The 26,487-nt window shown below is 60.9% G+C and carries 21 protein-coding genes and 1 pseudogene; 9 read left to right on the top strand and 13 right to left on the bottom strand.

The window, feature by feature from the left end; translation table 11 throughout:
• The first annotated feature begins 145 nt into the window (after positions 1 to 145).
• Entirely contained in the window at positions 146 to 826 is a 681-nt protein-coding gene (locus tag PspS34_RS09090) for a heavy metal response regulator transcription factor (protein ID WP_154860630.1), read from the top strand.
• Positions 826 to 2,175 (top strand): heavy metal sensor histidine kinase, encoded by a 1,350-nt coding sequence (locus PspS34_RS09085; RefSeq protein ID WP_159389611.1) that lies wholly within the window; start codon positions 826 to 828, stop codon positions 2,173 to 2,175. The genes PspS34_RS09090 and PspS34_RS09085 overlap by 1 nt, the downstream gene beginning before the upstream one ends.
• 124 nt (positions 2,176 to 2,299) lie before the next feature.
• On the opposite strand, the gene PspS34_RS09080 is transcribed toward PspS34_RS09085, so the two are convergent.
• The 3 genes from PspS34_RS09080 to PspS34_RS09070 all read right to left on the bottom strand — a co-directional run bounded on the left by PspS34_RS09080 (position 2,300) and on the right by PspS34_RS09070 (position 5,552).
• Positions 2,300 to 3,544: a lipoprotein-releasing ABC transporter permease subunit gene (locus tag PspS34_RS09080; protein ID WP_057715642.1), complete on the bottom strand. Its 1,245-nt coding sequence runs from the start codon at positions 3,542 to 3,544 to the stop codon at positions 2,300 to 2,302.
• A gap of 66 nt (positions 3,545 to 3,610) precedes the next feature.
• Positions 3,611 to 4,294: a lipoprotein-releasing ABC transporter ATP-binding protein LolD gene (gene lolD, locus PspS34_RS09075; RefSeq protein ID WP_173677889.1), complete on the bottom strand. Its 684-nt coding sequence runs from the start codon at positions 4,292 to 4,294 to the stop codon at positions 3,611 to 3,613.
• 7 nt (positions 4,295 to 4,301) lie between these two features.
• Positions 4,302 to 5,552 (bottom strand): lipoprotein-releasing ABC transporter permease subunit, encoded by a 1,251-nt coding sequence (locus tag PspS34_RS09070; protein ID WP_102668916.1) that lies wholly within the window; start codon positions 5,550 to 5,552, stop codon positions 4,302 to 4,304.
• Between the two features lie 94 nt (positions 5,553 to 5,646).
• Between PspS34_RS09070 and PspS34_RS09065 the strand changes: the two genes are divergently transcribed.
• Positions 5,647 to 6,228, top strand: a complete 582-nt coding sequence (locus PspS34_RS09065) for a PilZ domain-containing protein (protein ID WP_159389610.1) — start codon at positions 5,647 to 5,649, stop codon at positions 6,226 to 6,228.
• A 14-nt stretch (positions 6,229 to 6,242) separates the two neighbouring features.
• The gene (locus tag PspS34_RS09060) at positions 6,243 to 6,965 is read left to right on the top strand and encodes a glycerophosphodiester phosphodiesterase (RefSeq protein ID WP_057715645.1); all 723 of its coding nucleotides are present in this window, start codon (positions 6,243 to 6,245) and stop codon (positions 6,963 to 6,965) included.
• A gap of 42 nt (positions 6,966 to 7,007) precedes the next feature.
• Here PspS34_RS09060 and sthA read toward each other — a convergent pair whose 3' ends face one another.
• The 3 genes from sthA to PspS34_RS09045 form a co-directional block, all read right to left on the bottom strand.
• Complete coding sequence (gene sthA / locus PspS34_RS09055) at positions 7,008 to 8,402, bottom strand: Si-specific NAD(P)(+) transhydrogenase (RefSeq protein WP_007984277.1); 1,395 nt, start codon at positions 8,400 to 8,402, stop codon at positions 7,008 to 7,010.
• A gap of 207 nt (positions 8,403 to 8,609) precedes the next feature.
• Positions 8,610 to 9,647: an FAD:protein FMN transferase gene (locus tag PspS34_RS09050; protein WP_174245505.1), complete on the bottom strand. Its 1,038-nt coding sequence runs from the start codon at positions 9,645 to 9,647 to the stop codon at positions 8,610 to 8,612.
• A 296-nt stretch (positions 9,648 to 9,943) separates the two neighbouring features.
• Entirely contained in the window at positions 9,944 to 11,407 is a 1,464-nt protein-coding gene (locus PspS34_RS09045; RefSeq protein WP_090454111.1) for a glyceraldehyde-3-phosphate dehydrogenase, read from the bottom strand.
• A gap of 363 nt (positions 11,408 to 11,770) precedes the next feature.
• On the opposite strand from PspS34_RS09045, the gene mfd reads away from it, so the two are divergent.
• The 3 genes from mfd to PspS34_RS09030 are packed head-to-tail and all read left to right on the top strand — an operon-like array spanning position 11,771 to position 18,509.
• On the top strand, positions 11,771 to 15,220 hold the full coding sequence (mfd, locus tag PspS34_RS09040) for a transcription-repair coupling factor (protein ID WP_159389608.1): 3,450 nt from the start codon (positions 11,771 to 11,773) through the stop codon (positions 15,218 to 15,220).
• Positions 15,221 to 15,230: 10 nt separating this feature from the next.
• Complete coding sequence (locus tag PspS34_RS09035) at positions 15,231 to 15,809, top strand: CsiV family protein (protein WP_057715649.1); 579 nt, start codon at positions 15,231 to 15,233, stop codon at positions 15,807 to 15,809.
• A 6-nt stretch (positions 15,810 to 15,815) separates the two neighbouring features.
• A complete protein-coding gene (locus tag PspS34_RS09030) occupies positions 15,816 to 18,509 on the top strand; it encodes a DEAD/DEAH box helicase (RefSeq protein ID WP_057715650.1) in 2,694 nt (897 codons plus the stop codon).
• Between the two features lie 143 nt (positions 18,510 to 18,652).
• Here PspS34_RS09030 and PspS34_RS09025 read toward each other — a convergent pair whose 3' ends face one another.
• The 3 genes from PspS34_RS09025 to PspS34_RS09015 form a co-directional block, all read right to left on the bottom strand.
• Positions 18,653 to 19,390: an S-methyl-5'-thioinosine phosphorylase gene (locus PspS34_RS09025; RefSeq protein ID WP_007974037.1), complete on the bottom strand. Its 738-nt coding sequence runs from the start codon at positions 19,388 to 19,390 to the stop codon at positions 18,653 to 18,655.
• 12 nt (positions 19,391 to 19,402) lie between these two features.
• Positions 19,403 to 20,413 carry a beta-N-acetylhexosaminidase gene (gene nagZ / locus PspS34_RS09020; RefSeq protein WP_159389607.1) on the bottom strand — a complete coding sequence of 337 codons (1,011 nt, stop codon included), beginning with the start codon at positions 20,411 to 20,413 and terminating at the stop codon, positions 19,403 to 19,405.
• Between the two features lie 158 nt (positions 20,414 to 20,571).
• The gene (locus tag PspS34_RS09015) at positions 20,572 to 21,279 is read right to left on the bottom strand and encodes a TetR/AcrR family transcriptional regulator (RefSeq protein ID WP_007974041.1); all 708 of its coding nucleotides are present in this window, start codon (positions 21,277 to 21,279) and stop codon (positions 20,572 to 20,574) included.
• 229 nt (positions 21,280 to 21,508) lie between these two features.
• Between PspS34_RS09015 and lexA the strand changes: the two genes are divergently transcribed.
• Positions 21,509 to 22,117 carry a transcriptional repressor LexA gene (gene lexA, locus PspS34_RS09010; protein WP_007995278.1) on the top strand — a complete coding sequence of 203 codons (609 nt, stop codon included), beginning with the start codon at positions 21,509 to 21,511 and terminating at the stop codon, positions 22,115 to 22,117.
• A 10-nt stretch (positions 22,118 to 22,127) separates the two neighbouring features.
• Positions 22,128 to 22,604, top strand: coding sequence for an SOS-induced cell division inhibitor SulA (gene sulA / locus PspS34_RS09005; RefSeq protein WP_008052977.1), 477 nt, complete (start codon positions 22,128 to 22,130; stop codon positions 22,602 to 22,604).
• A gap of 92 nt (positions 22,605 to 22,696) precedes the next feature.
• Here the strand turns inward: sulA and PspS34_RS09000 are convergent, their stop codons facing one another.
• The 4 genes and pseudogenes from PspS34_RS09000 to topA form a co-directional block, all read right to left on the bottom strand.
• Complete coding sequence (locus PspS34_RS09000; protein ID WP_046041430.1) at positions 22,697 to 22,930, bottom strand: hypothetical protein; 234 nt, start codon at positions 22,928 to 22,930, stop codon at positions 22,697 to 22,699.
• Between the two features lie 94 nt (positions 22,931 to 23,024).
• Positions 23,025 to 23,549, bottom strand: coding sequence for a DUF6586 family protein (locus PspS34_RS08995; protein ID WP_150812431.1), 525 nt, complete (start codon positions 23,547 to 23,549; stop codon positions 23,025 to 23,027).
• 132 nt (positions 23,550 to 23,681) lie between these two features.
• Positions 23,682 to 23,762: pseudogene (locus PspS34_RS28885) on the bottom strand (outer membrane lipoprotein carrier protein LolA); the annotation flags it as partial.
• Positions 23,763 to 23,796: 34 nt separating this feature from the next.
• Positions 23,797 to 26,424: a type I DNA topoisomerase gene (gene topA / locus PspS34_RS08990; RefSeq protein WP_150812430.1), complete on the bottom strand. Its 2,628-nt coding sequence runs from the start codon at positions 26,422 to 26,424 to the stop codon at positions 23,797 to 23,799.
• Positions 26,425 to 26,487: the final 63 nt, after the last annotated feature.

The following is a 26,487-nucleotide window of genomic DNA, read 5'->3' as shown; positions in this document are numbered from 1 at the left end:
CAACAAGTTAAGGCTCAGCATGCGCAAAACTCTAAACTGCTGCCACTGCCCGTAACCTGACAGCCAGATTACAACTTTGTCAGGTTGCCCTGTGCGAATGCTGCCCACGGTATAAAGCCTTCGTTCCACTTGCCATGAGTCGCCCATGAAACTGCTGATCGTCGAAGACCAACCCAAAACCGGCCATTATCTGCGCCAGGGCCTGACCGAGGCCGGGTTCAACACGGAACTGGTGGCCGACGGCAACACCGGCCAGCAATTGGCCCTCAGCGGCGAATATGCCCTGCTGATTCTTGATGTAATGCTGCCGGGTCGTGATGGCTGGCAAATTCTCCAAGCGGTGCGCAGCGCCGGCCTGGACACACCGGTACTTTTTCTGACCGCCCGTGACGCCGTGGAGGACAGGGTTCACGGCCTCGAACTGGGCGCCGACGACTATCTGGTCAAGCCGTTTGCCTTCTCCGAACTGCTGGCCCGGGTCCGCAGCCTGTTGCGTCGCGGCAGCACCACGCCGCAGGAGACCAACCTGCAACTGGCCGATCTGCGCCTGGACCTGATCCGGCGCCGGGTCGAACGCAGCGGCCAGCGTATCGACCTGACCGCCAAGGAATTCGCCCTGCTGGAAATGCTCCTGCGCCGCCAGGGCGAAGTCCTGCCCAAGTCGCTGATTGCGTCCCAGGTCTGGGACATGAATTTCGACAGCGACACCAATGTCATCGAGGTGGCGATCCGTCGCCTGCGCCTGAAGATCGACGATGAATTCCCCAACAAGCTGATCCATACCGTACGCGGCATGGGCTACGTCCTTGAAGAGCGTCCCGCCTGATGCGCCGCCTCTCCTTGAGCAACCGCCTGGCCCTGCTGTTTGCCGCATGCACCGCCGTGGTCTCGTTGTTCGCCGGGGTGCTGTTCAGCCGCGCCAGCGAGGCGCACTTCGTTGAACTCGACCAGCAACTGCTGGACGGCAAGCTGATTGGGTTGCGTCGGGCCCTGTACGACTTACAGTCGAGTGACAGCGAAGTAAAACTGGCCGAGGAGTTGAGCCGGCAGGCTGACCTGTCCCTGCGAATCACCGGCAGCGACGGCCAGCGCTGGTATGACAGTTCGACCAACATCCCCCAGGCATTGCCGCACCGGTCCGGATTGTCGACGGTGAGCCATGAAGGCACAGATTACCGCGTCCTGAATGCGCCGCTTTTCGCGGACAAACCCGAGTCACCGCAACTGACCCTGCTGTTGGACATCACCCATCACCAGCACTTTCTGCAACGCATGCAGCATTTGATCTGGCTGACCGTCGGCCTGTCAGCCCTGGCCACCGCACTGCTGGGCGCCTGGGCGGCACGCAGCGGCTTGCGCCCGTTAAGGCGGATCAGCGCGGTGGCCAGTGGTGTTTCCGCGCAATCGCTGAACTCGCGGCTACCTGAAGAAAACATGCCGCCGGAACTGGCGGAAATGGCCCACAACTTCAACGCCATGCTCGGACGCCTCGACGACTCGTTTCAGCGCCTGTCGGCCTTCTCCGCCGACATTGCCCATGAACTGCGCACGCCATTGTCGAACCTGCTGACCCACACCCAGGTTACCCTCACCCGCCCTCGCCCCATCGAGGACTACCGCGAAGCCCTGCACAGCAACCTCGAAGAGCTGCAATGGATGGCGCAACTGGTCAACGACATGCTCTATCTGGCCAAGGCTGACCATGGACTGTTAATCCCCAAGCGCGAACCGTTGGAACTGGGACAGGAAACGGATCTGCTGCTGGAGTTTTTTGCGCCGCTGGCGGAAGACGCGCAGGTAAAACTGAGTCGTGACGGCAATGCCCGCCTCGAAGGTGACCGCAGCATGTTGCGCAGGGCACTGTCGAACCTTCTGGACAACGCACTGCGATTCACGCCGGTCGATGGCGAGGTTCGGGTGCGAATCGTCGATCAGCCAAAAGAGTTGCGCCTGACCGTTGAAAACACCGGCCAACAGATTTCCAAAGATCTATTGCCGCGCCTGTTTGACCGGTTTTACCGGGCCGATCCTGCGCGTCGTGAAGGCAGTAGCGAACATGCGGGACTGGGACTGGCGATCACCCAATCGATCATCCGTGCCCATGGCGGGCAGATTCGTTGCGAATCGGAGAATGGGTGGACGCGGTTTGTGATTGAGTTACCGAAGGGGGATTGAGGCCAGCAGCTCCGGCCCCTTCGCGAGCAAGCCCGCTCCCACAGTGTTTTGTGGCGTTCACATCATCTGTGTACGACGCAGATCCCTGTGGGAGCGGGCTTGCTCGCGAAGGCGGTGTAACGGCTTACGAATACCGCAACGCGTGAGCCGGCTCGATCTTCGCCGCACGCCAGGCCGGGTAAACCGTGGCCAGGAAGCTCATGACAAACCCCGCCGTGCAGATCAGCGCCACATCCGCGCCTTGCAGCTCAGACGGCAGGTTACTGACGAAGTACACGTCGGAACTGAAGATGTGCTGCCCGCTGACCCGCTCGATCCAGCCTACGATCTGGCTGACGTTCAGTGCGGCAATCACGCCCAATACACCGCCAATCAAGGTGCCGACGATGCCGATCACCGTGCCCTGCACCACGAAGATCGCCATGATCTGCCGTGGCGTGGCGCCGATGGTGCGCAGGATCGCGATGTCCGCACCCTTGTCGTTCACCACCATGATCAGGGTCGCGATGATGTTGAACGCCGCCACCGCGACGATCATCAGCAACAGCAGGCCGATCATGGTTTTTTCCATCTTCATCGCGCTGAACAGGCTGCCCTGGGTGTGGGTCCAGTCGTCAGCCTTGTAGGCGGCGCCCAGCCCCGTGGCGATGTCGTTCGACACTTGCGGCGCGGCATACAAGTCCTTCACCGCCAGGCGCACGCTCTGCACCTGATTCGGCTCCCAGCGCTGCATCTGCGCGGCATCGGCCATGTGGATCAGCGCCATGGTGCCGTCCAGTTCCGCACCGACCTTGAACACGCCGACCACATTCAGCCGCTGCATGCGCGGGGTAATGCCGCCCGGCGCATTGCTGACCTCAGGCACGATCAAGGTGATCTTGTCGCCCACGTTCAAGCGGAAGCGGCGCGCCGTGATCTGCCCGATCACCACGCCGAATTCGCCCGGCTTCAGGGCTTCCAGGCTCCCCTGAACGATGTGCTTGGCGACGATCGACACCTGGCCTTCCAGCGCCGGGTCGACACCGCTGACCTGGATCGGCTGCATCGTGCCCTTGTAGGACAGCATGCCCTCCATCTCGGTGAACGGCACCGCCGCCGTCACTTCCGGGTTTTTCATCGCGGCCGCCGCCACGGGCTTCCAGTCGTCAATCGGGTTCACGCCGACGATGGTGGCGTGCGGCACCATCCCGAGGATGCGTGAGCTCATTTCGCGCTGAAAGCCGTTCATCACCGACAGCACCACGATCATCGCCAGCACGCCGAGGGCGAGGCCGATCATCGAGGTCATCGAGATGAAGGAAACAAAGCGATTGCGGCGCTTGGCGCGGGTATAGCGCGTGCCGATAAAGATCGATAACGGTCTGAACATTCGCTGGGGCACCGTATAAAAATAAAAGACCCGACGCACCTTTCGGTCGCGTCGGGTTTCAATCCGTTAGATGGGAGTCAGGCAACCTTCCTGCAAGTGCAGGACGCGGTCCATCTGGCGGGCGAGGTTCATGTCGTGGGTCACCACCAGGAACGCCGTGCGCATCGAGGTGCTGAGCTCCAGCATCAAGTCCTGGATCCCCTGGGCGGTGTGGGAATCGAGGTTGCCGGTCGGCTCGTCGAGCATCACCAGGCCCGGATTGTTCACCAGGGCGCGGGCGATGGCCACGCGCTGACGCTCACCACCGGACAGTTCGGCCGGCTTGTGCTCCAGGCGATGACCCAGCCCTACCCGCTCCAGCAACGCCGTGGCACGCTGACGCGCTTCGGGGATCGCGGTCTTGCCGATCAGCAGCGGCATGCAGACGTTCTCCAGGGCGGTGAATTCCGGCAGCAGGTGGTGGAACTGGTACACAAAGCCGAGGGCGCGATTACGCAGCAGGCCGCGTTTCTTCTCGCTCAGCGCCGACAGTTCTTCACCGTCGAGCCAGACGCTGCCCTTGGTCGGTGTATCGAGGCCGCCCAACAGGTTGAGCAAGGTACTTTTGCCCGAGCCCGACTTGCCGACAATCGCCACACGCTCGCCCGGGTGCAACTCCAGTTGCAGGCCGGCCAACACTTCCACCGATTCCGGGCCTTCCTCGTAGGATTTGCCCAGGCTGCGGCAGCTCAAGATTGCTTTATCACTCATGCCCGACTCACTCATAACGTAGCGCCTCCGCAGGCTGGGTGCGCGCGGCACGCCAGGCTGGATACAGGGTGGCGAGGAAACTCAGGACCAACGCCGCGGAGCAGACCATCACGACGTCCTGGCTCTGCACCTGCGACGGCAGGTAATCGATGAAGTACACGTCGGCGTTGAGGAACTTGTGCCCGATCAGGCCTTCGAGGGCCGAGATCGCGGCGCTGACGTTCAGCGCCGCGAAGATCCCGACCACCGCGCCGATCGCGGTACCGACTACGCCAATGACGGTGCCTTGCACCATGAACGTGCGCATGATCGTGCCTGGTGTGGCGCCCAGCGTGCGCAGGATCGCGATGTCGCCCTTCTTGTCATTCACCACCATCACCAGCGTGGAAATGATGTTGAACGCAGCGACGGCAACGATCAGCAGCAGCAAAAGGCCGATCATGGCTTTTTCCATGCGGATCGCCTGGTACAGGTTGCCGTGGGTGCGGGTCCAGTCGCGGGCGTAGTAGCGGTCTTCGCCGAGGTCGCGGGCGATGCTCCACGCGGTGCGCGGCGCCTGGAACAGATCGTCGAACTTCAGGCGCAGGCCCTGGACCTGATCCGGTTTCCAGCGGTGCAGCCGGGCCAGGTCCTGCAGGTTGGTGACGCCAAGATAGCCATCGAGCTCACCGGCGCCGACATGGAAGATGCCGACCACGGTAAAGCGCTTCATGCGCGGGAACATCCCGGCCGGGGTCACCGTGACTTCGGGCGCGACGAAGGTCAGCTTGTCGCCGATGGCCGCACCGAGCTTGGCCGCGGCCTTGTCGCCGATGACGATGCCGAACTCCCCCGGCACCAGGTCGTCGAGTTTTCCCTGGGTCATGAATTGATCGATGATCGACACCTGGCGCTCTTGCGCCGGGTCGATGGCATTGAGCAGGACTTTCGAGACCTTGCCGTTATTGGTCAGCAAACCCTGCATTTGCGTAAACGGCGCCACGGCCGTCACCTGCGGGTTCTGCTTGACCTTCGCGGCCAGGCCTTGCCAATCGCTGATCGCCTCACCGGACTCGATGGTCGCGTGGGGCACCATGCCCAGCACGCGGGTGCGCATCTCATGATCGAAGCCATTCATCACCGACAGCACCACGATCATCACGACCACGCCAAGGGCGAGCCCGATCATCGAAGTCAGGGAAATGAATGACACAAAATGATTGCGACGCTTTGCACGGGTGTAACGCGTGCCGATAAATACGAAGAGAGGTCTGAACATGTCGGGGCTTGTTCGGAGGGAAAAGGAACGTCCTTGTGGCGGGGGTCGATAACCAGCTTTACACTCAGACCACCGCCGCTACCATGGGTTCGCCATGTCGACATTAGATGAAGAAGATCGCCGCGAATACTACCGTATCGAGGATACGATCGCACTGGAAATTCGGCCCCTGTCCGCTACTGAAGCCACAGGCCAGGAAGTGTTGCAGGATGCTTCTCCACTCTTCAACTTGCTCAGCGAATTGCACCTGAGTGAATTCGAGTCGCAACACCTGTTACGCCAGATCAGCGAACGCGACCGGAACCTCGCGGCGCTCCTCAAATCCCAGAACAAGCGCATCGACTTGCTGAGCCAGGTGATCGCCATCACCGTGCTCGGGCAGATCGGCGAACCGCAGCCAGTGATCATCTCCGAAGGCGGCATCGACTTTCAGCATCCATCGCCCATTGCCGCCGGCGCACGCCTGTCGGTCAAACTGGTATTGATGCCGCAGGCCCTGGGCCTGCTGCTGCGCGCCCGCGTCACCCATTGCGACCGCAAGGGCGACGGCTATGACGTCGGCACCGAGTTCGAACACCTGACCGACGCCCAACGCCAACTGCTGGCCCGCCACATCTTGCAAAAGCAGGCCCAGGAACGACGCCTGGCCCGCGACCAACTCGAATCAGGCAATTAAATTAAGGAAGAACCGTGACCCTCATCTACGGCCATCGCGGCGCCAAGGGCGAAGCACCGGAAAACACCCTGACCAGCTTTCAGGAATGTCTCAAGCACGGCGTGCGTCGCTGCGAACTGGACCTGCACCTGTCCATGGACGGCGAGCTGATGGTCATCCACGACCCGACCCTCAAGCGCACCACCGACCGTCGCGGCAAGGTCGTCGAACACACGGCGGCCGAGCTTGTGACGTATGACGCACGCAAGGGTGGACCGGGCTGGATCAAGCCTTGCCCGATTCCGACGCTGGAACAGCTGTTCGAGCAATGCGACTTCGATCACTGGCAGCTGGAAGTCAAAAGCGCATCACGGATGCGTGCCGCGACCACCGTGCTGGCGATTCGCGAAATGGTGCAGCGTCATGGCCTGATGGACAAGGTGACCATCACCTCGAGTTCCCGTGAAGTGCTCAAGGCTGCGCTGGAGTTGGTGCCGGACGTATCCCGCGGGCTGGTGGCCGAGTATGCCTGGCTTGACCCACTGAAGGTCGCCGCCAGCTATGGCTGTGAGATTCTGGCGCTGAACTGGACCCTGTGCACGCCGGAACGCCTGCAAAGGGCGCAGCGTCAGGGGCTGCATGTGTCGGTATGGACCGTCAACGAGCCCGCGCTGATGCGCAGACTCGCCGACTTCGGCGTTGACAGCCTGATTACAGACTTTCCCGGTTTGGCCACCGCCACGCTCGAGAATTGCTGAAATCGGTCTCCCCGGCCGGCTCAGGCCACCGGCCGGAGCCCGTCAAAAAAGCCGGTTGAGGCCGTCGTACGCGGCTACCCGATAGGCTTCGGCCATGGTCGGGTAGTTGAACGTGGTGTTGACGAAGTACTTCAACGTATTGAGTTCGCCCGGCTGGTTCATGATCGCCTGACCGATGTGCACGATCTCCGACGCCTGATAACCGAAGCAGTGAACACCCAGCACTTCCAGGGTTTCACGGTGGAACAGGATCTTCAGCATGCCTTGCGGCTCGCCGGCGATCTGCGCCCGCGCCATGCTCTTGAAGAAGGCCTTGCCCACTTCGTACGGCACTTTGGCCTGAGTCAGTTCCTGCTCGTTCTTGCCGATCGAGCTGATCTCCGGAATGGTGTAGATGCCGGTCGGCACGTCATTCACAAAGCGCCAGCTACCGTTATCGACGATGCTGCCAGCGGCCGAACGACCCTGGTCGTGGGCGGCACTGGCCAGGCTCGGCCAGCCGATCACGTCGCCGGCGCCGTAGATGTTCGGCACGCAGGTGCGGTATGCCTCGTCGACTTCGATCTGGCCACGGCTGTTGACCTTCACGCCGATGTTTTCCAGACCCAACTGATCGGTGTTGCCGGTACGACCGTTACACCAGAGCAAGGCGTCGGCCTTGATCTTCTTGCCGGACTTGAGGTGCAGGATCACGCCGTTGTCCACGCCTTCGACGCGGTCGTAGTCTTCGTTGTGGCGAACCGTGATGTTGTTGTTGCTGAAGTGATAACTCAGGGCCTGGGAAATTTCCGAGTCGAGGAAGCTCAGCAGTTGCCCACGGTTGTCCACCAATTCAACCAATACACCCAGACCGCTGAAGATCGAGGCGTATTCGCAACCGATCACGCCGGCGCCGTAAACGATGAGTTTACGCGGGGTGTGGCCGAGGCTGAGGATGGTGTCGCTATCGTAGATACGCGGGTGGTGGAAATCGATGTCCGCCGGGCGATAAGGACGCGAACCGGTGGCGATGATGATGTGCTTGGCCACCAGTTTCTCGACCACGCCGTTGGCGCAGACCACTTCGATGGTTTGCTCGTCGGCGAAGCTGCCGGTGCCGAAGAACACGTCGACGCGGTTACGGGCGTAGTAGCCGGTACGCGAAGCGACTTGCTTGGAGATGACTTTCTCGGCGCTTTTCAACACGTCCGGGAACGAGAACCAGCGCGGCTCACCAATGGCCCGGAACATCGGGTTGGTGTTGAATTGCATGATCTGCCGCACCGAGTGACGCAGTGCCTTGGACGGGATGGTGCCCAAGTGAGTGCAGTTGCCGCCGACCTGGCGACGGCTATCGACCATCGCCACCTTGCGCCCTGCCTTGGCGGCGTTCATTGCCGCGCCTTCCCCTGCCGGGCCGGAACCCAACACCACCACGTCGTAGTTGTAGACAGCCATGCGTACTCCTCAGAACAGGCCGCGGCACCCTCGGCACCTGCGGCTAAATCACGCCAATGCGTGGCATGAAGGAACAATTTGGGGCCAGTGCAGAACCCGGACACAGTCTATAGAAGCGTCAACGCCGCGCACATTAACCCTTGGTCGCGTCGTAGGCTACTTTTGCCTGCGCTACAACGCCAGTTTTCAATGCTCAAATCGCCGAAATCATTCGGTTTTTTCGCCACTGATGCGTTCAAAAGCCGGACTGCTGCGTGTGACGAAACCTGTATCGGCACGAATCACAAAAAATGCGCCGATATCGTGTTTTTCTGCGTAGTCCCAACCGCGCTCCGGGCCGAGAATCAGCAACAGCGTCGATAAGCCATCGGCCATCAACGCAGAAGGATGAATCACTGTGACGGATGCCAGGTTGTGTGAGACCGGCGCACCGGTGCGGGCATCGAAGGTGTGGGAAAAACGCTGTCCGTCCTGCTCGAAATAATTCCGGTAGTCGCCGGAAGTGGACAGGCCATAGCCGTCGACGACAATGACCCGCTCCGCCACCTGCCGGTCATCCCGCGGCTCTTCCAGGGCAATGCGCCACGGCGAGCCGTCAGCTTTCTTGCCGGACGCCTTGAGCTCACCCGTGGCCTCGGCGAGGTAGTCATGGATGCCCATCGCCTCGAGTCTTGCGGCAATCGTGTCCACCGCATAACCGGCGGCGATGCTGTTGAAGTCGACCTCGACGGCGGCGTCCTTGCACAACCGGTCGCCATCGATGCGCAAGTGTTCATGGCCGACGCGCTTGCGGGCTTCGGCGAGCGCTTCGGCGGTCGGGACTTTTTCCCCGCGAGCCTGCGGACCGAATCCCCAGAGGTTCAGCAACGGCTCAACCGTCAAATCGTAGGAACCGTCGCTTTGCACTGACAGTTGCTCGCCCATGCGGACCAATTCGAGGATCGACGCCGGCATTGCCTGACAGCCGTTGGCCGGTAACGCATTGAAGCGCTCGATGTCCGAGTCGCTGCGGTAGGTCGACATTTGCCGGTCAATGTCAGCGAGGATCTGCTCGACCTGGACACGGACTTCGTCCGGCGCCGGAAGGTCGGCATGGCGCACATACTTGATCGAATAAGTGCTGCCCATGGTCGGGCCGCCGAAGCTCTCCAGAGTGTCGCCGTTGCCGCAGCCTGATAGTGCGCCGAGCAGCAAAAGTGCCACCCCCTGCCACCTGATCAACAATTCCCGAGCTCCCCAATGCATCCCCTGACACATCGCCAGGGCCAGCCATTATGCGATAGAACCGTGGGAGCGGGCTTGCTCGCGAAGAGGTCATCACATTCAGCATTGATATCTCTCTCAGACCGCTATCGCGAGCAAGCTCGCTCCCACATTGGATAGCTGGCGTGATCACTACCGTGCAAACACCACCACACCCTGTGGGAGCGAGCTTGCTCGCGATGAGGCCAGTGCGAACAACACATCCCCCCAATAGACAAAAGCAGCACAAACAAAAACGCCCCGACCAAGGCCGGGGCGTTTTCATGTGCAGCTAAGGCTTAGCGCGGGAATGCTGGCGGGTTTACACCGGCCATGTCTTCCATCACGCGAACCACCTGGCAGCTGTAACCGAACTCGTTGTCGTACCAGACGTACAGAACAACGCGGTTATCCTGGGTGATGGTCGCTTCAGCGTCCACTACGCCTGCGTGGCGCGAGCCAACGAAGTCGGTGGAAACCACTTCCTGGGAGCTGACGTAGTCGATCTGCTTGTGCAGATCCGAGTGCATGGCCATCTGGCGCAGGTACTCGTTGATCTCTTCGCGAGTGGTGGCCTTTTCCAGGTTCAGGTTCAGGATAGCCATCGACACGTTCGGCGTAGGAACGCGAATCGCGTTACCGGTCAGCTTGCCCTTCAACACTGGCAGAGCCTTGGCGGCTGCAGTGGCGGCACCGGTCTCGGTGATTACCATGTTCAGCGGCGCGGCGCGGCCACGACGGCTGCCCTTGTGGAAGTTGTCGATCAGGTTCTGGTCGTTGGTGAACGAGTGAACGGTTTCGACGTGACCGTTGACGATGCCGTACTTGTCATTCACAGCTTTGAGCACCGGCACGATGGCGTTGGTGGTGCACGAAGCGGCCGAGATGATCTTGTCGTCAGGGGTGATTTCGCCGTGGTTGATGCCGTGCACGATGTTCTTCAGCGCGCCCTTGCCAGGTGCGGTGAGGATTACGCGGGCAGCGCCCGGGCAAGCCAGGTGCTGGCCAAGGCCATCGGCGTCACGCCATACACCGGTGTTGTCGACGATCAGAGCGTTTTCGATGCCGTACTGGGTGTAGTCGACTTCGGCCGGGCTCTTGGCGTAGATAACCTGGATCAGGTTGCCGTTGGCGGTGATGGTGTTGTTGGCTTCATCAATGGTGATGGTGCCATCGAACGGGCCATGAACCGAGTCGCGACGCAGCAGGCTGGCACGTTTGACCAGGTCGTTCTCGGCGCCCTTGCGGACCACGATGGCGCGCAGGCGCAGGCCGTCGCCACCACCGGTTTTCTCGATCAGGATGCGCGCCAGCAGACGGCCGATACGACCGAAGCCGTACAGGACAACATCGGTGCCTTTGCGGGCGGAAGCGTTCTGCTGGCCAACCACGTCGGCCATCTCTTCACGGACGAACTGCTCGGCACTACGGCCATTGCCTTCGGCCTTGTATTTGGCCGCCAGCTTGCCCAGGTCTACCGAAGCGGCACCGAGCTTGAGCTCGCTCATCGCCTTGAGTAGCGGGAATGTTTCGTGGACGGAGAGTTCGGTTTCGTCGGTCTGGCGATGACGGGCAAAGCGGTGCGCTTTGAGGATCGAAATCACCGAGCGGTTGATCAGGCTGCGGCCATAGATCGAGCTCACCACGTTGTTATTGCGGTAGAGCTGACCGATAAGCGGAATCATCGCTTCTGCGAGTGCTTCACGGTCGATCCATTCACCAAGACACTGGTCGGGCTTCTGAGTCACGGGAACCTTCCACATGTAGGGGCAGAAAAAAGGGGCTACATTATGCCGCCGAGTGACAGCGGTAGCAATGCGCGCCCGTCGCGCTTTACGTAACAAATCGTCGTTCAAAAAAATTACGCCTCGCTCCAGCCCAATAAAACCGGGGCTTTCAGCACAGTCAATTTTTTGGAGCCAAAGCCTCCTTATCCGTAACCCTCCGTAACACTCGTTGTTTTTGCCACTACATATTCATTAATTTTAGGTAAAAAAGCGCAGAATTTTGTCTTTACCACTACATTTCGCCAAACCCGTGTTTTAGACACAGTCAGCAACTGACAGGCGGCATCGTAGACCGCTACAATTACCGACTTTGTCGCAACGCTTGGAGCTCAACCTTCCGTGCCCGTTCTGCGTCTACCGCTTCTCCCTGCCGCGGCAGGTAAACAGCACTGGGGCAACCTGCCCGGTGCCGCCCTGAGCCTGGCCATCGCCGAGGCCGCCAGCGCTGCCAAGCGCTTTACCCTGCTGCTGACCGCCGACAGCCAAAGTGCCGAACGGCTGGAACAGGAGCTGGCTTTCTTCGCCCCGGATTTGCCCGTACTGCACTTTCCCGACTGGGAAACCCTGCCCTACGACCTGTTCTCGCCGCACCAGGACATCATTTCCCAGCGCATCGCCAGCCTGTACCGGTTGCCGGAACTGAGCCATGGCGTGCTGGTGGTGCCGATCACGACCGCCCTGCATCGCCTCGCGCCGACCAAATTCCTGCTCGGCAGCAGCCTGGTGCTGGATATCGGCCAGAAGCTCGATGTCGAGCAAATGCGCACCCGGCTCGAAGCCACGGGCTATCGCTACGTCGATACGGTGTATGAACACGGCGAGTTCACCGTTCGCGGTTCGCTGATCGATCTGTTCCCGATGGGCAGCAAGTTGCCGTATCGCATCGATCTGTTCGACGACGAAATCGAAACCCTGCGCACCTTCGACCCGGAGAACCAGCGTTCGATCGACAAAGTCGACTCGGTCAAGCTGTTGCCGGCCAGGGAGTTTCCGCTGCAGAAAGAAGCGGTCACCCGTTTCAAGGCGCGGTTCCGCGAGCGTTTTGACGTCGACTTCCGCCGTTGCCCGATCTTCCAGGACTTGAGCAGCGGGATTACCCCGGCCGGTATCGAGTACTACCTGCCGCTGTTCTTCGAAGAAACTTCGACACTGTTCGATTATCTGCCCCAGGACACGCAAGTATTTTCCCTGCCTGGCATCGAGCAAGCCGCGGAAAACTTCTGGAACGATGTGCGCAATCGCTATGAAGAACGCCGCGTCGACCCGTCCCGTCCTTTATTGCCACCCGCCGAACTGTTCCTGCCGGTGGAAGACTGCTTCGCGCGCCTGAAGAACTGGCCGCGCGTGGTGGCCAGTCAGCAGGATGTAGAAAGCGGTGGCGGTCGCGAGCGCTTCCCGGCTCGCGAGTTGCCCAACCTGGCGATCGAAGCCAAGGCCACTCAGCCAATGGCGGCACTTGCTGGTTTCCTCGACCAGTTCCCCGGTCGCGTGCTGTTTACCGCCGAATCGGCAGGCCGCCGCGAAGTGTTGCTGGAGCTGCTGGAACGCCTGAAGCTGCGACCGAAAACCGTCGACAGCTGGCCGGACTTTGTCGCCGGCAAGGAACGGCTGGCGATCACCATCGCCCCGCTCGACGAAGGCTTGCTGCTCGATGACCCGGCCCTGGCCCTCGTCGCCGAAAGCCCGCTGTTCGGCCAGCGCGTGATGCAGCGCCGTCGCCGCGAAAAACGCGCCGATGCCAACAACGATGCCGTCATCAAGAACCTCACCGAGCTGCGCGAGGGTGCGCCGGTGGTGCACATCGACCACGGTGTCGGCCGCTACCTGGGCCTGGCGACCCTGGAAATCGACAGCCAGACCGCTGAATTCCTCGCCCTGGAATACGCCGAAGGCGCCAAGCTTTATGTGCCGGTGGCCAACCTGCACCTGATCGCCCGCTACACCGGCAGCGACGATGCCCTGGCCCCGCTGCATCGCCTGGGCTCCGAGACCTGGCAGAAAGCCAAGCGCAAAGCCGCCGAACAGGTGCGTGACGTGGCCGCCGAGTTGCTCGACATCTATGCACGTCGCGCTGCCCGCGAAGGCTACGCTTTCGCCGATCCGAAGGCCGACTACGCCACCTTCAGCGCCGGTTTCCCGTTCGAAGAAACCCCGGACCAGCAAACCACCATCGAAGCGGTGCGCGAAGACATGCTTGCGCCCAAGCCGATGGATCGCCTGGTGTGCGGCGACGTCGGCTTCGGCAAGACCGAAGTGGCAATGCGCGCCGCGTTCATTGCGGTGCACGGCGGTCGCCAGGTGGCGATTCTGGTGCCGACCACCCTGCTCGCCCAGCAGCACTACAACAGCTTCCGCGACCGCTTTGCCGACTGGCCGGTGAGCGTGGAAGTGATGAGCCGCTTCAAGTCGGCCAAGGAAGTGAATGCGGCGGTCGCGGACCTGGCCGAAGGCAAGATCGACATCGTCATCGGCACGCACAAGCTGCTGCAGGACGACGTGAAGATCAAAAACCTCGGGCTGGTGATCATCGACGAAGAGCACCGTTTCGGTGTCCGTCAGAAAGAACAACTCAAGGCCCTGCGCAGCGAAGTCGACATCCTGACCCTGACCGCCACGCCGATTCCGCGCACGCTGAACATGGCGGTGTCGGGCATGCGCGACCTGTCGATCATCGCCACGCCGCCGGCCCGGCGCCTGTCGGTACGCACCTTCGTCATGGAGCAGAACAAGAGCACGGTCAAAGAGGCCTTGCTGCGTGAGTTGCTGCGTGGCGGCCAGGTCTACTACCTGCACAACGACGTGAAGACCATCGAGAAATGCGCTGCCGATCTGGCCGAACTGGTGCCGGAAGCGCGGATCGGCATCGGCCACGGGCAGATGCGCGAACGCGAACTCGAACAGGTGATGAGCGACTTCTACCACAAGCGCTTCAACGTGCTGATTGCCTCGACCATCATCGAGACCGGCATCGACGTACCGAGCGCCAACACCATTATCATCGAGCGTGCCGACAAGTTCGGCCTGGCACAGTTGCACCAGTTGCGCGGCCGGGTCGGACGCAGCCACCACCAGGCGTACGCCTACCTGCTGACGCCGCCACGCCAGCAAATCACCCCAGACGCGGAAAAGCGCCTGGAAGCGATTGCCAACACCCAGGACCTCGGCGCTGGCTTCGTGCTTGCCACCAACGACCTGGAAATCCGTGGCGCCGGCGAACTGCTCGGCGACGGCCAGAGCGGGCAGATCCAGGCCGTCGGCTTCACGCTGTACATGGAAATGCTCGAGCGCGCGGTGAAGTCGATCCGCAAGGGCGAACAGCCAAACCTCGATCAACCGCTTGGCGGCGGTCCGGAAGTCAACTTGCGGGTACCGGCGTTGATCCCGGAAGACTACCTGCCGGATGTCCATGCCCGCCTGATTCTCTACAAGCGCATTGCCTCGGCCACCGACGAGGACGGCCTCAAGGATTTGCAGGTGGAGATGATCGACCGTTTCGGCCTGTTGCCGGAACCGACCAAGAACCTGATCCGCATCACTGCATTGAAATTGCAGGCCGAGCAACTGGGTATCAAGAAAGTCGATGGCGGCCCTCAAGGCGGTCGCGTCGAGTTCGCCGCACAGACGCCGGTCGACCCGCTGACCCTGATCAAACTGATCCAGAGCCAGCCAAAACGCTACAAGTTCGAAGGTGCCACGATGTTCAAGTTCATGGTTCCGATGGAGCGCCCGGAAGAGCGCTTTAATACTGTAGAGGCGCTTTTCGAGCGCCTCGTTCCGAAAACTGCTTGAAGGACGCCGCATGCGCCTGTTTCGCTCACTGACCCTGCTGACCCTGTTGATGCCAGCGCTGGTCGCACCCACGGCATATGCCGATGACCTGTATCAGGTCGAAATGATTCTGGTCCGTCAAAACACCGTGCCGGCAATCGTCAGTCGCGCCGCGCCGGAAGACTGGGCCGCTGGCGCCCAACCGGTCAGCCCCGACAGCCTGCGCACGCCAAGCCTCAATGGCGAGGTGGAAAAACTCACCAGCAGCGCTGACTACACGGTGTTGCTGCACAAGGCGTGGCAACAGCCCCTCGGCGAAACCGCCAGCAAAGTGGCGATCAGCGACGGCAAGGAACAGTATGGTCAGTACCCGATCGAGGGCACACTGAACATGAAACTGGGGCGCTTTACCGACGTCGACGCCGATTTCTGGGTCAACCAGATCGATGCCAATGGCATGGTGACGGCCAGCGAGCGCTTGAAACAGGAAAGCCACACCAAAAACGGCCAATTGAACTTCCTCGACAACGGCCACCTCGGCCTGCTGATCAAGATCACCTCGCTGACCGCCCCCGCCCCCCGAGCAGCTCCCGAAGAAATTCCGGACTGATTCCCAATGTCCGCGACCCTGAGCAAACCCCTGGCACCGTCCTGGGTCAGCCGATTCAAGGAACAGAGCCTGGAGCGTGGCCGCCGCTACGCGCTGGAGAATCGTGTCAGGATCGTCGAAGCCGGCGACGCAACCATCGTCGCCGCGTGTGAAGGCTCGGGCGGTAACGTTTACCGTCAGACCATTCGCCTGCGCGAGTCAGCCAAGGGCACTCTGCTGATGGTCGACGCCACCTGCTCCTGCCCGGTCCACAGCAACTGCAAACATTGCGCGGCGGTGCTCCTTCAAGTGCAGGAAACCCTCGACTACCCCGCTGCCGCCAAAGATGCCGAACTCCTGGAAAAACTCCAGGCAGTCCTGGAAAACCGCAGTCCGAAAGCACCGCCGCAAGTGCTGGTGGACAATGTGCAGCCCGTTCCGCGCCTGTGGCTGGCCAGCATCGAGTTCAGCGCGTTCGAACCGCGCAACGGTCGAATGCAGCGTTACATCCAGCATCGCGCGGCGCTGTCTTTCAGTTACCTGGACGAGTACGTTTCCGGGCAGAAAAACACCGACATCCTGATTCGTCAGGAAACCCAGACGCTGCGGATAAAACGCCACCCGGAAGTGGAACAGTCCTACCGAGAGCAACTGCGAATCCTCGGCTTCAAAATCGCCACCCGGCAAAGCAAGGCCCTGCCGGAAAGTGCCGGCGAGCTGTTCGAGATGGTCAATGACAGCGCCTGGCTGACCTTTACCCTCAATGAACTGCCGAAGTTGCGCACCCAGGGCTGGGAATTGCAGATCGACGAGGAATTCGGTTTCGACCTGACGGCGGTAGACGACTGGTACGCCACGGTCGAACAGGCACCGGAACGCGACTGGTTCGACCTGGAACTGGGGATCATCGTCAACGGCGAACGCCTGAGCCTGTTGCCGATCCTGCTCAACCTGATGCGCTCCCACACCGAAATCCTCAACCCGGAGCGCCTTGCCCGACGCCGCGACGACGAGCTGATCCTGGTCAATATCCCCAATCGCCCGAACTCCGGGCACGGCCCGCTGCAAGTCGCCCTGCCCTTCGGCCGCTTGAAACCGGTGCTGGCCACCCTCGGCGAGTTCTACTTGCAGGAGCCCGGCGACACCACGCTGCGCCTGAGCAAGGCCGATGCCACACGCCTGAACCCACTGGAAGACATGCCACTGCTCTGGGAGGGTGGCGAACAGATCCGCACCTTTGCCCAGCGCCTGCGCGACATCAAGGACCACACGGCCGTCGCCCCGGACGGCCTGAATGCGACGTTGCGTCCGTATCAGCTTGAGGGCTTGAGCTGGATGCAATCGCTGCGGCAGCTGGAAGTGGGTGGAATCCTTGCGGATGACATGGGCCTGGGCAAAACCCTGCAGACACTGGCGCACGTCCTGAGCGAGAAAAACGCCGGTCGTCTCGACCGGCCGTGCATGGTGGTGATGCCGACCAGCCTGATCCCCAACTGGCTCGACGAAGCGGCGCACTTCACGCCGCAGCTCAAGGTACTGGCGCTGTACGGTGCCAGCCGCAAAAAACACTTCGACAAGCTGGCCGACTACGATCTGATCCTGACCACTTATGCGCTGCTGCCCAAGGATGTCGAACGCCTGGCGGCGCAGCCCTTGCACATACTGGTGCTGGACGAAGCGCAATACATCAAGAACCCGACCAGCAAGGCCGCCCAGGCTGCCCGCGAGCTCAATGCCCGACAGCGCCTGTGCCTGAGTGGCACGCCGCTGGAAAACCATCTCGGTGAACTCTGGTCGCTGTTTCACTTCCTGTTGCCCGGCTGGCTGGGCGACGTCAAAAGCTTCAACCGCGATTACCGCGTGCCGATTGAAAAACGCACCAGCGAGGTCAGGCTCCAGCACCTCAACGGCCGGATCAAACCTTTCCTGCTGCGCCGCACCAAGGAACAGGTTGCCACCGAGTTGCCGCCGAAAACCGAGATCATCCACTGGGTCGAACTCAATGAGGCCCAGCGCGACGTGTACGAAACCATGCGCCTGGCCATGGACAAGAAAGTCCGCGACGAGATCACCCGCAAAGGCGTGGCCCGCAGCCAGATCATCATTCTTGAAGCCCTGCTCAAGTTGCGACAGGTGTGCTGCGATTTGCGCCTGGTCAACGAGGCGACCCTGCCAAGCCGTGGCAGCACGTCAGGCAAGCTCGATAGCCTGATGGAAATGCTCGAGGAATTGTTCGAGGAAGGTCGGCGGATCCTGCTGTTCTCGCAGTTCACTTCGATGCTGTCACTGATCGAAGACGAACTGAACAAGCGCGGCGTGGCCTACGCCCTGTTGACCGGCCAGACCCGCGACCGCCGCACACCGGTGAAGGAATTCCAGAGCGGCAAGCGTCAGATTTTTCTGATCAGCCTGAAGGCCGGTGGCGTTGGCCTGAACCTGACCGAAGCGGACACGGTGATTCATTACGACCCGTGGTGGAACCCGGCGACGGAAAACCAGGCGACCGATCGTGCGTATCGCATCGGCCAGGAGAAGCCGGTGTTCGTCTACAAACTGATTGCGCGCGGTACGGTGGAAGAAAAGATTCAGCACCTGCAAAAGGAGAAATCCGACCTCGCGGCCGGCGTATTGGATGGGCGCAAGGCCGGGGACTGGAAACTGCAGAGCGATGATATCGAGGCGCTGTTTGCGCCGCTGCCGGAAAACCTCGAAAAACGTTGAGACATTCGGTGCCTGATCCGGCCTCTTCGCGAGCAAGCCCGCTCCCACAGTGGTTTTGTGTTGCCTCCACTGTTGAAGCTAAACACAATTCGAATGTGGGAGCGGGCTTGCTCGCGAAGGAGTCGACTCGGTGTATCGACTGATCAGCCCTTGAGCACCCGCGCCAGCGTCGACTTCACCTTGCCCATGCCGTCATGCAATGCCTGCTCGATCTCGGCCATGGTGATCACCGCCGTCGACTTGCCCGCCGCCGGGTTCACCACCAGCGCCAGACAGGCGTAATCGAGTTCCAGCTCGCGGGCCAAGGCGGCTTCCGGCATACCGGTCATGCCGACGATGTCGCAGCCATCGCGCTCCAGCCTGGCGATTTCAGCCACCGTCTCCAGGCGCGGCCCTTGAGTGCAGGCATACACGCCATGACTGCTGTAGCCCACGCCTTCCGCCGCCAATGCCGCAATCAGTTGCTGACGCAACGGCTCGCTGTAGGGGTAGCTGAAGTCGATATGGGTGACGTGCTCCAGGTCATCGGCAAAGTAGGTGTGCTCACGACCGCTGGTGTAGTCGATCAACTGATGCGGCACGCAGAAATGCCCGGTGCCCATCGCGGCATGGATGCCGCCCACGGCGTTGACTGCCAGAATGGCTTCGGCACCGGCCTGCTTCAGCGCCCAGAGGTTGGCGCGGTAGTTGACCTGATGCGGTGGAAAACGATGGGGATGACCGTGACGCGCGAGGAACAGTACTTCCTTGCCGGCATACTCGCCGATCTGAACGTCGGCCGAAGGTGCGCCATAAGGCGTGTCCACTGCCAGTGACTGGCGAATGCTCAGGCCTTCGAGTTGAGTCAGGCCAGTGCCACCGATAATCGCGTAAACCGTCATAACGAACAGTCCTTAATCAATCAATTGAGCTTCTTTGAGCGCACCGACAGCGGCCAGCCAGCGCGGGTCTTGACGGTATTCGGTGCTGGCAAACGACTGGCCGCGCATCCGCGCAATGCGCTCGGAAGGCTTGACCTTCAAACGCTGGGCAGCGCTCAGGGCCAGTTCGGCGGCCGCACGGTCGTTGCACACCAGGCCCATGTCGCAACCGGCAGTCAGCGCCGCTTCGATACGGCTGGCGGCATCGCCGACCACGTGAGCGCCCGCCATGGACAAGTCGTCACTGAAGATCACGCCATCGAACTGCAACTCGCCACGCAGGATGTCCTGCAACCAGCGGCGGGAGAAGCCGGCGGGCTGGGAATCGACTTGTGGATAAATGACGTGGGCCGGCATGACCGCGGCCAGTTGCTTGCTCAGCTTGGCAAACGGCACCAGGTCATTGGCACGGACCTCGTCGAGGCTGCGTTCGTCGTTGGGAATCGCGACGTGAGAATCCGCTTCAGCCCAGCCGTGGCCGGGGAAGTGCTTGCCGGTGGCAGCCATCCCGGCGCTGTTCATCCCGCGGATGAATGCACCCGCGAGCAAGGCAGCGCGCTCGGGATCACCTTCGAACGAACGGGTGCCAACAACGGCGCTGCGCTGGTAATCCAGGTCCAGCACCGGGGCAAAGCTCAAGTCCAGGCCGACAGCCAACACTTCGGTGGCCATGATCCAGCCGCACTGCTCGGCCAGGTATTCGGCGTTCGGGTTGTCGGCAATGGCGCGCATGGCGGGCAATCGCACGAATCCCTGGCGCAGGCGCTGCACGCGGCCGCCCTCTTGATCCACCGCCAACAGCAGATCGGGACGAATGGCGCGAATGGCCGCACTCAGCTCGCGCACTTGACGCGGATGCTCGATGTTGCGGGCAAAGATGATCAGGCCACCCACTTCGGGCTGGCGCAACAATTGGCGATCTTCAGCCGTCAGCCAGGTACCGGCGACGTCCACCATCAACGAGCCTTGCAAGCCAGCAGTCATAGAAATTCCTTGATAACAGAAAACCCGGCCCACACGAATTCGCCGCCAGACGCTATGCCCGGCAGGTCGGCGATTTCAATGGGAAACGGGTTCAGAACGAGAGTCGGCATGGGCGGCTAGCTTAGCGGATGTCAGCTGCCGCGCCCACCCGTGTGCGGTTAAACCTTGGCGGCAACCGGTGTCGATTTGCTACGCGGACGCAACTGGGCCGTGGCCATGGCCGTGTCGGTAACGCCGGATTCGGCGCGCATGCCGGCAGCCAGGAACGGCACCATCAGGCGCATGACCTGCTCGATCGAGGTGTTCACGCCGAAATCGGTTTCGGCAATCGCGCGCAAGGCCTTGATACCGGACATGCTGAACGCCGCCGCACCCAGCATGAAGTGCACGCGCCAGAACAGTTCGATAGGTGGAATACGTGGCGCTGCTTCGTTGACCAGCATCATGTAGCGGCGAAACACCTTGCCGTACATGTCTTCCAGATAACGACGCAAGTGCCCCTGGCTCTGACTGAACGCCAGTCCCAGCAAACGCATGAAGATAGACAGGTCGTTGCCACTGCGCGGCTGCACCACCAGTGCCTGCTCGACGAGGATTTCCAGCAACTCTTCGAGTGTCGGCTTGATTTCAGGCTTGGCCTGACGCCGCTCCAGCTCTTTATCGAGGCTGATGCAGAATGGCCCGAGGAACCGCGAGAAAACCGCTTGAATCAACGCCTTCTTCGAACCGAAGTGATAGTTCACCGCCGCCAGGTTGACACCCGCCTTGCTGGTGATCAGACGCAACGAGGTTTCGGCGAAACCTTTTTCCGCGAACAACTGCTCGGCGGCATCAAGAATGCGTTCAACGGTTTCCGACTGGGCCATGGCTACTCCGCCTGACAAACACTTGTTTGAAACATACGTTTCAGCCTGTGCATTGTCAAGTCTGGCAGTTCGTTTCGGGAATGGTCGGTCAGACATTTAACCACACAACGGCAAAGCTTCAATCCACCAGCTGTTTGACCGTCCGGCGGCGACTGAAAAATGGAGCATTGCCAAGACCGCCTTACTGTATATAATCCCAGTCACTGTATAAAAAAACAGAGCGATCGATATGCTAAAGCTGACGCCACGACAAGCAGAGATTCTGGCTTTCATCAAGCGCTGCCTGGAAGACAACGGGTACCCACCCACCCGCGCGGAAATCGCTCAGGAACTGGGTTTCAAGTCACCCAATGCGGCGGAAGAACACCTCAAGGCACTGGCCCGCAAGGGTGCAATCGAGATGACGCCTGGCGCCTCCCGTGGCATCCGCATTCCCGGCTTCGAGGCCAAGGCCGACGATTCCACCCTGCCTATCATTGGCCGGGTAGCAGCCGGCGCCCCGATTCTTGCGCAGCAACACATCGAAGAGTCCTGCAACATCAATCCCGCCTTCTTCCATCCCCGCGCCGACTACCTGCTGCGCGTCCATGGGATGAGCATGAAGGATATCGGCATTTTCGACGGCGACCTGCTGGCGGTCCACACCACCCGCGAAGCCCGTAACGGCCAGATCGTCGTTGCGCGGATCGGCGACGAAGTGACCGTCAAGCGCTTCAAGCGTGACGGCAGCAAAGTCTGGCTGATCGCCGAGAACCCCGAGTTCGCCCCTATTGAAGTGAACCTTCAAGACCAGGAACTGGTGATCGAAGGCTTGAGTGTCGGCGTCATTCGCCGCTAAAGGAGGCACCATGCAGTTCCCACAGACATCACCACAGCAAACCCAACTGCCGTTGTTCGAAGCGTTCATGGCACAGCCATTGGCGCCGATCCTGAAAGACGTAGTCGAGTCCCCCTGGAGCGCCGAACCTGACGCTTTCAGCGAGCTGTCACTGCGTGGTGCAGCCGGGAACTGCCTGAGCCTTCTGGCACCGATCCTCAGGGAACTGAGCCAGGACCAGGACGCACGCTGGTTGACACTGATCGCGCCACCCGCCAGCCTGACTCAAGCCTGGCTGCGAGATGCCGGCCTTAACCGCGAGCGCATTCTGCTGCTGCAACCCCGGGGCACCCAGAGCGCCCAGCAACTGACTTGCGAAGCCCTGCGCCTGGGTCGTAGCCACACGGTGGTCAGCTGGATCAACCCGCTGAGCCCCCAATCGCGACAACAACTGATCAGCGCCGCCCGTACCGGGGACGCTCAGAGCCTGAATATTCGACTGGGTTAACCGGCGGACAAACGCGTGATTCACCGCGCAAGGCTTCTCCAGGGACAGAGAAGCCGATGAGTAACGACATCAAGAAAAGCGACAGGCGGCGGTCAATGAAGAACCCGCGACCCCTCTTCCTTGTCGAATTCGCCTTCAACCAGGCGACCGGCCATCTGAACACCGACGCTCAACATCGCCTTGGCGACTTCCACGTGCTGCCCTTGCAGGAATGCCTTGGCGTCCTCGGAGAAATCCAAAGTAACCAGAGAACCCTCGTCCTCGGCCCTGCGCAGCTCGATACGGCCGTCTGGTAACTCGACAATTTCTAGAAAGGACGTTGGCATAAAGGACTGTTCTCCACGAAAGGCGGGGATTATATAGGCATCGGCCAGGCTTCGCTCGGGATCTTGACCAGATGCCATCCCAAAACTGTTTCTGTCAGCACTCGTTCAAGCCTTCGCGAAAGCGGATCGCCAGCGCTTTCAGGTTCTGACGCCAGCTCTCCAGCTCCTCCCGACTCAGCTCTTGCGGCGCGTCCTCTTCATCCAGATTGACAGCCAGGATCAGTGGCTGGGTCACGTCGCCTTTTGGCTTGTGGGGCGCGCGCGGCGGCTGAAACAACGCAGCATGGGCAGCCAACAACTTGGCCAGCCAGGTCTCCGGGTTATTGGCCAGCTCGACCAGCTCAGCCATTTCCGGAATGGCGATGGTGTCCAGCACCTCGCGAGTCAGCAACAACTCTGCACGGGGCGCATTGGCCTGAGGCAAGCGATAGAAACCGGCGATCTCGTGACACAGGCCCAGCAGCGCGCCGTATAGATGAAACAGCGCGGATTCGCGCCCAGCCTGGATCAGCGCCAGCGAATTCATCGCCCGCCCCTCTTCAGTGCGGGCCAGCGCTTCAAGCGACAAGCCGGCGAAATAAATCTTCTGATTGGTGCGGGTGTACAGTTCGTGGGCCATGACGGCAGCCTCCACAACGAAATAATTGCTTCACGCAGGTCTGACAGTGTCGTGGATCAGCCGATCCGACCGCAAGCCCAAAACAAAAAAGCCGCATGAAAACCCGAGGGTTCTCATGCGGCCTTGCGCATTGACTGTAGGAGCGAGCTTGCTCGCGATGGACCTGAGAGCAACGCGGGCATTCTGAAGGCCCGCGTCATCGTTGACGACCATCGCGAGCAAGCTCGCTCCTACAGGGGGCGCGGCTTTAAGCCTTGGCTGCCGGACGCTTGTCTTCGACCGCCCACTTGCCGCCGTCGTAGAACGCTTTCCAACCAGTCGGCTTACCGTCAACTTCGGTCTGCACGTACTGCTCCTTGGTCTTGCGGCTGTAACGAATCACAGCTGGGAGGCCATCCGGATCTTTCTTCGGCGCTTCGCAGAGGAAGTGATACTTCGGATCGATCTCATCCTTGTGCGGGATGATTTCCATCACCAATGGAGCACGAGTCTCGCGGTTTTTCGGGAACTGGCTGGCCGCCAGGAACAGACCGGATGCACCGTCGCGCAGAATGTAGGTGTCGTTGACCTTTTCGCACTTCAGCTCAGGCATCTTCACCGGATCCATCTTCGGCGGCGCGGCATCACCACTCTTCAGCAGTTTGCGGGTGTTCTTGCAGGTGGCATTGGTGCAACCGAAGAACTTGCCGAAACGGCCGGTCTTGAGCTGCATCTCGCTACCGCACTTGTCGCACTCCAGGCTCGGACCTTCATAGCCCTTGATGCGATAGGTGCCCTCTTCGATTTCGTAGCCATCGCAATCCGGGTTGTTACCGCAGATGTGCAGCTTGCGCTTCTCATCGAGCAGGTAGGCGTCCATCGCCGTGCTGCAGATCGGGCAGCGATGCTTGCCACGCAACACCAGCGACTCCGACTCACCCTCGTCGTCCGCAGCGATTTCATCGCCCGGCACCAGGTTGACGGTGGCCTTGCAGCGCTCTTTCGGCGGCAGGCTGTAGCCCGAGCAACCGAGGAACACGCCGGTCGACGCGGTACGGATCTGCATCGGGCGACCGCAGGTGGTGCACGGAATGTCAGTCATGACGGGCTGATTGGCCCGCATGCCGTGTTCCGGGCTTTCGGCTACTTCGAGTTTCTTCTTGAAGTCGCCATAGAACTCGTCGAGCACGTTTTTCCAGTCGCGTTCGCCCTGGGCCACGTCATCGAGATGCTCTTCCATGCCGGCGGTGAAGCCGTAGTCCATCAGGTTGGAGAAGCTTTCGGCCAGACGCTCGGTGACGATGTCGCCCATCTTTTCCGAGTAGAAACGACGGTTGTGCAGCGCTACGTAGCCGCGGTCCTGAATGGTCGAAATGATCGCCGCGTAGGTCGAAGGACGACCGATGCCGCGTTTTTCCATTTCTTTTACCAGGCTGGCTTCCGAGTAACGCGCCGGCGGCTTGGTGAAGTGCTGGGTCGGATCAAGCTTGATCAGCTTCATCGCGTCGCCCTGGGCCATGTCCGGCAGTACGTCGTCATCGCCCGGCTTGGCGATTTGCGGCATGACGCGGGTGTAACCGTCGAACTTCAGGATGCGGCCCTTGGCGCGCAGCTCGAAGTCGCCGGCACCGACAGTGACCGTGGTCGACAGGTATTGCGCCGGCAGCATCTGGCAAGCGAGGAACTGGCGCCAGATGAGCTCGTAGAGGCGCTCAGCGTCACGCTCCATGCCCGACAGCTTGCTTGGCTCGGTATTGGCGTCGGACGGACGAATCGCTTCGTGAGCCTCTTGTGCGCCTTCCTTGCTGCTGTAGACGTTCGGGGTTTCCGGCAGGTATTTCTTGCCGAATTCGCCTTCAATATAGGTACGCGCCATCGCCACGGCATCAACCGAAAGGTTGGTGGAGTCGGTACGCATATAAGTGATGTAGCCAGCTTCGTAAAGACGCTGGGCCATCATCATGGTCTTCTTCACACCGAAGCCCAGGCGATTGCTTGCGGCTTGCTGCAAGGTGGAAGTGATGAAGGGTGCCGACGGCTTGCTGCTGGTCGGCTTGTCTTCGCGCTTGACGATGCTGTAGCTGGAAGCCTTGAGCTTCTCCAGCGCGGCCATGGCCTGGGTTTCATTGAGCGGCTTGAAGGCTTCGCCTTTCTCGCGGGCCACGTCGAAGCGCACGGTCGCGCCTTTCGCGGTGCCGAGGTCGGCGTGAACTTCCCAGTACTCTTCCGGGTTGAACGCGCGGATTTCACGTTCGCGCTCGACCACCAGCTTCACGGCAACCGACTGCACGCGACCGGCGGACAGACCGCGAGCGATCTTGGCCCACAGCAGCGGCGAAACCATGTAACCCACCACGCGGTCGAGGAAGCGACGCGCCTGCTGGGCGTTGACACGATCGATATCCAGCTCGCCTGGTTTCGAGAAGGCTTCCTGAATCGCCTTCTTGGTGATTTCGTTGAACACCACGCGCTTGTAGCGGGTGTCGTCACCACCGATGGCTTCGCGCAGGTGCCAGGCAATGGCTTCCCCCTCGCGGTCCAAGTCGGTTGCGAGATAGATGGTGTCAGCATCCTTGGCGAGCCGGCGCAGCTCTTCGATGACTTTTTCCTTGCCCGGGAGGATCTCGTACTTGGCTTTCCAGCCATGATCCGGATCGACACCCATGCGCGCGACCAGCTGCTTGCGCGCTTTTTCTTTCGGCGACAGTGCCGGCGCTTCACCCGCAGCAGCCTTGCCGCGCTTGGCGGCTGGCTCTTTGCTGGCGCTAGCCGAACCGCTGGTGGGCAGGTCTCGGATATGGCCGATACTCGACTTCACCACGTATTCGTTGCCCAAATACTTGTTGATGGTCTTGGCCTTAGCCGGGGATTCCACAATGACCAGCGATTTGCCCATGGATCAGAAAATTCCTGAATTCGAGAAGTGAAAGGCGGTTGGCGCCTGACGCGGCACCGCTAT

This window comes from Pseudomonas sp. S34 (assembly GCF_009866745.1).
GTDB classification, from domain to species: Bacteria; Pseudomonadota; Gammaproteobacteria; order Pseudomonadales; family Pseudomonadaceae; genus Aquipseudomonas; species Aquipseudomonas jessenii.
The sequence above is the reverse complement of the archived record's forward strand: the minus strand, read 5'-3'. Positions and strand labels throughout refer to the sequence as shown.

Bases quoted from the DNA above. Each gene is read 5' to 3' on its own strand.
- PspS34_RS09085 (WP_159389611.1), top strand. From the start codon at position 826: ATGCGCCGCCTCTCCTTGAGCAACCGCCTGGCCCTGCTGTTTGCCGCA.
- lolD (WP_173677889.1), bottom strand. From the start codon at position 4,294: ATGAGTGATAAAGCAATCTTGAGCTGCCGCAGCCTGGGCAAATCCTAC.
- PspS34_RS09050 (WP_174245505.1), bottom strand. From the start codon at position 9,647: ATGCATTGGGGAGCTCGGGAATTGTTGATCAGGTGGCAGGGGGTGGCA.
- PspS34_RS09065 (WP_159389610.1), top strand. From the start codon at position 5,647: ATGTCGACATTAGATGAAGAAGATCGCCGCGAATACTACCGTATCGAG.
- lexA (WP_007995278.1), top strand. From the start codon at position 21,509: ATGCTAAAGCTGACGCCACGACAAGCAGAGATTCTGGCTTTCATCAAG.
- nagZ (WP_159389607.1), bottom strand. From the start codon at position 20,413: ATGACTGCTGGCTTGCAAGGCTCGTTGATGGTGGACGTCGCCGGTACC.
- PspS34_RS09035 (WP_057715649.1), top strand. From the start codon at position 15,231: ATGCGCCTGTTTCGCTCACTGACCCTGCTGACCCTGTTGATGCCAGCG.
- PspS34_RS09045 (WP_090454111.1), bottom strand. From the start codon at position 11,407: ATGTGGAAGGTTCCCGTGACTCAGAAGCCCGACCAGTGTCTTGGTGAA.
- PspS34_RS09030 (WP_057715650.1), top strand. From the start codon at position 15,816: ATGTCCGCGACCCTGAGCAAACCCCTGGCACCGTCCTGGGTCAGCCGA.
- topA (WP_150812430.1), bottom strand. From the start codon at position 26,424: ATGGGCAAATCGCTGGTCATTGTGGAATCCCCGGCTAAGGCCAAGACC.
- PspS34_RS09070 (WP_102668916.1), bottom strand. From the start codon at position 5,552: ATGTTCAGACCTCTCTTCGTATTTATCGGCACGCGTTACACCCGTGCA.
- PspS34_RS08995 (WP_150812431.1), bottom strand. From the start codon at position 23,549: ATGGCCCACGAACTGTACACCCGCACCAATCAGAAGATTTATTTCGCC.
- sthA (WP_007984277.1), bottom strand. From the start codon at position 8,402: ATGGCTGTCTACAACTACGACGTGGTGGTGTTGGGTTCCGGCCCGGCA.
- sulA (WP_008052977.1), top strand. From the start codon at position 22,128: ATGCAGTTCCCACAGACATCACCACAGCAAACCCAACTGCCGTTGTTC.
- PspS34_RS09025 (WP_007974037.1), bottom strand. From the start codon at position 19,390: ATGACGGTTTACGCGATTATCGGTGGCACTGGCCTGACTCAACTCGAA.
- PspS34_RS09090 (WP_154860630.1), top strand. From the start codon at position 146: ATGAAACTGCTGATCGTCGAAGACCAACCCAAAACCGGCCATTATCTG.
- PspS34_RS09015 (WP_007974041.1), bottom strand. From the start codon at position 21,279: ATGGCCCAGTCGGAAACCGTTGAACGCATTCTTGATGCCGCCGAGCAG.
- PspS34_RS09000 (WP_046041430.1), bottom strand. From the start codon at position 22,930: ATGCCAACGTCCTTTCTAGAAATTGTCGAGTTACCAGACGGCCGTATC.
- PspS34_RS09080 (WP_057715642.1), bottom strand. From the start codon at position 3,544: ATGTTCAGACCGTTATCGATCTTTATCGGCACGCGCTATACCCGCGCC.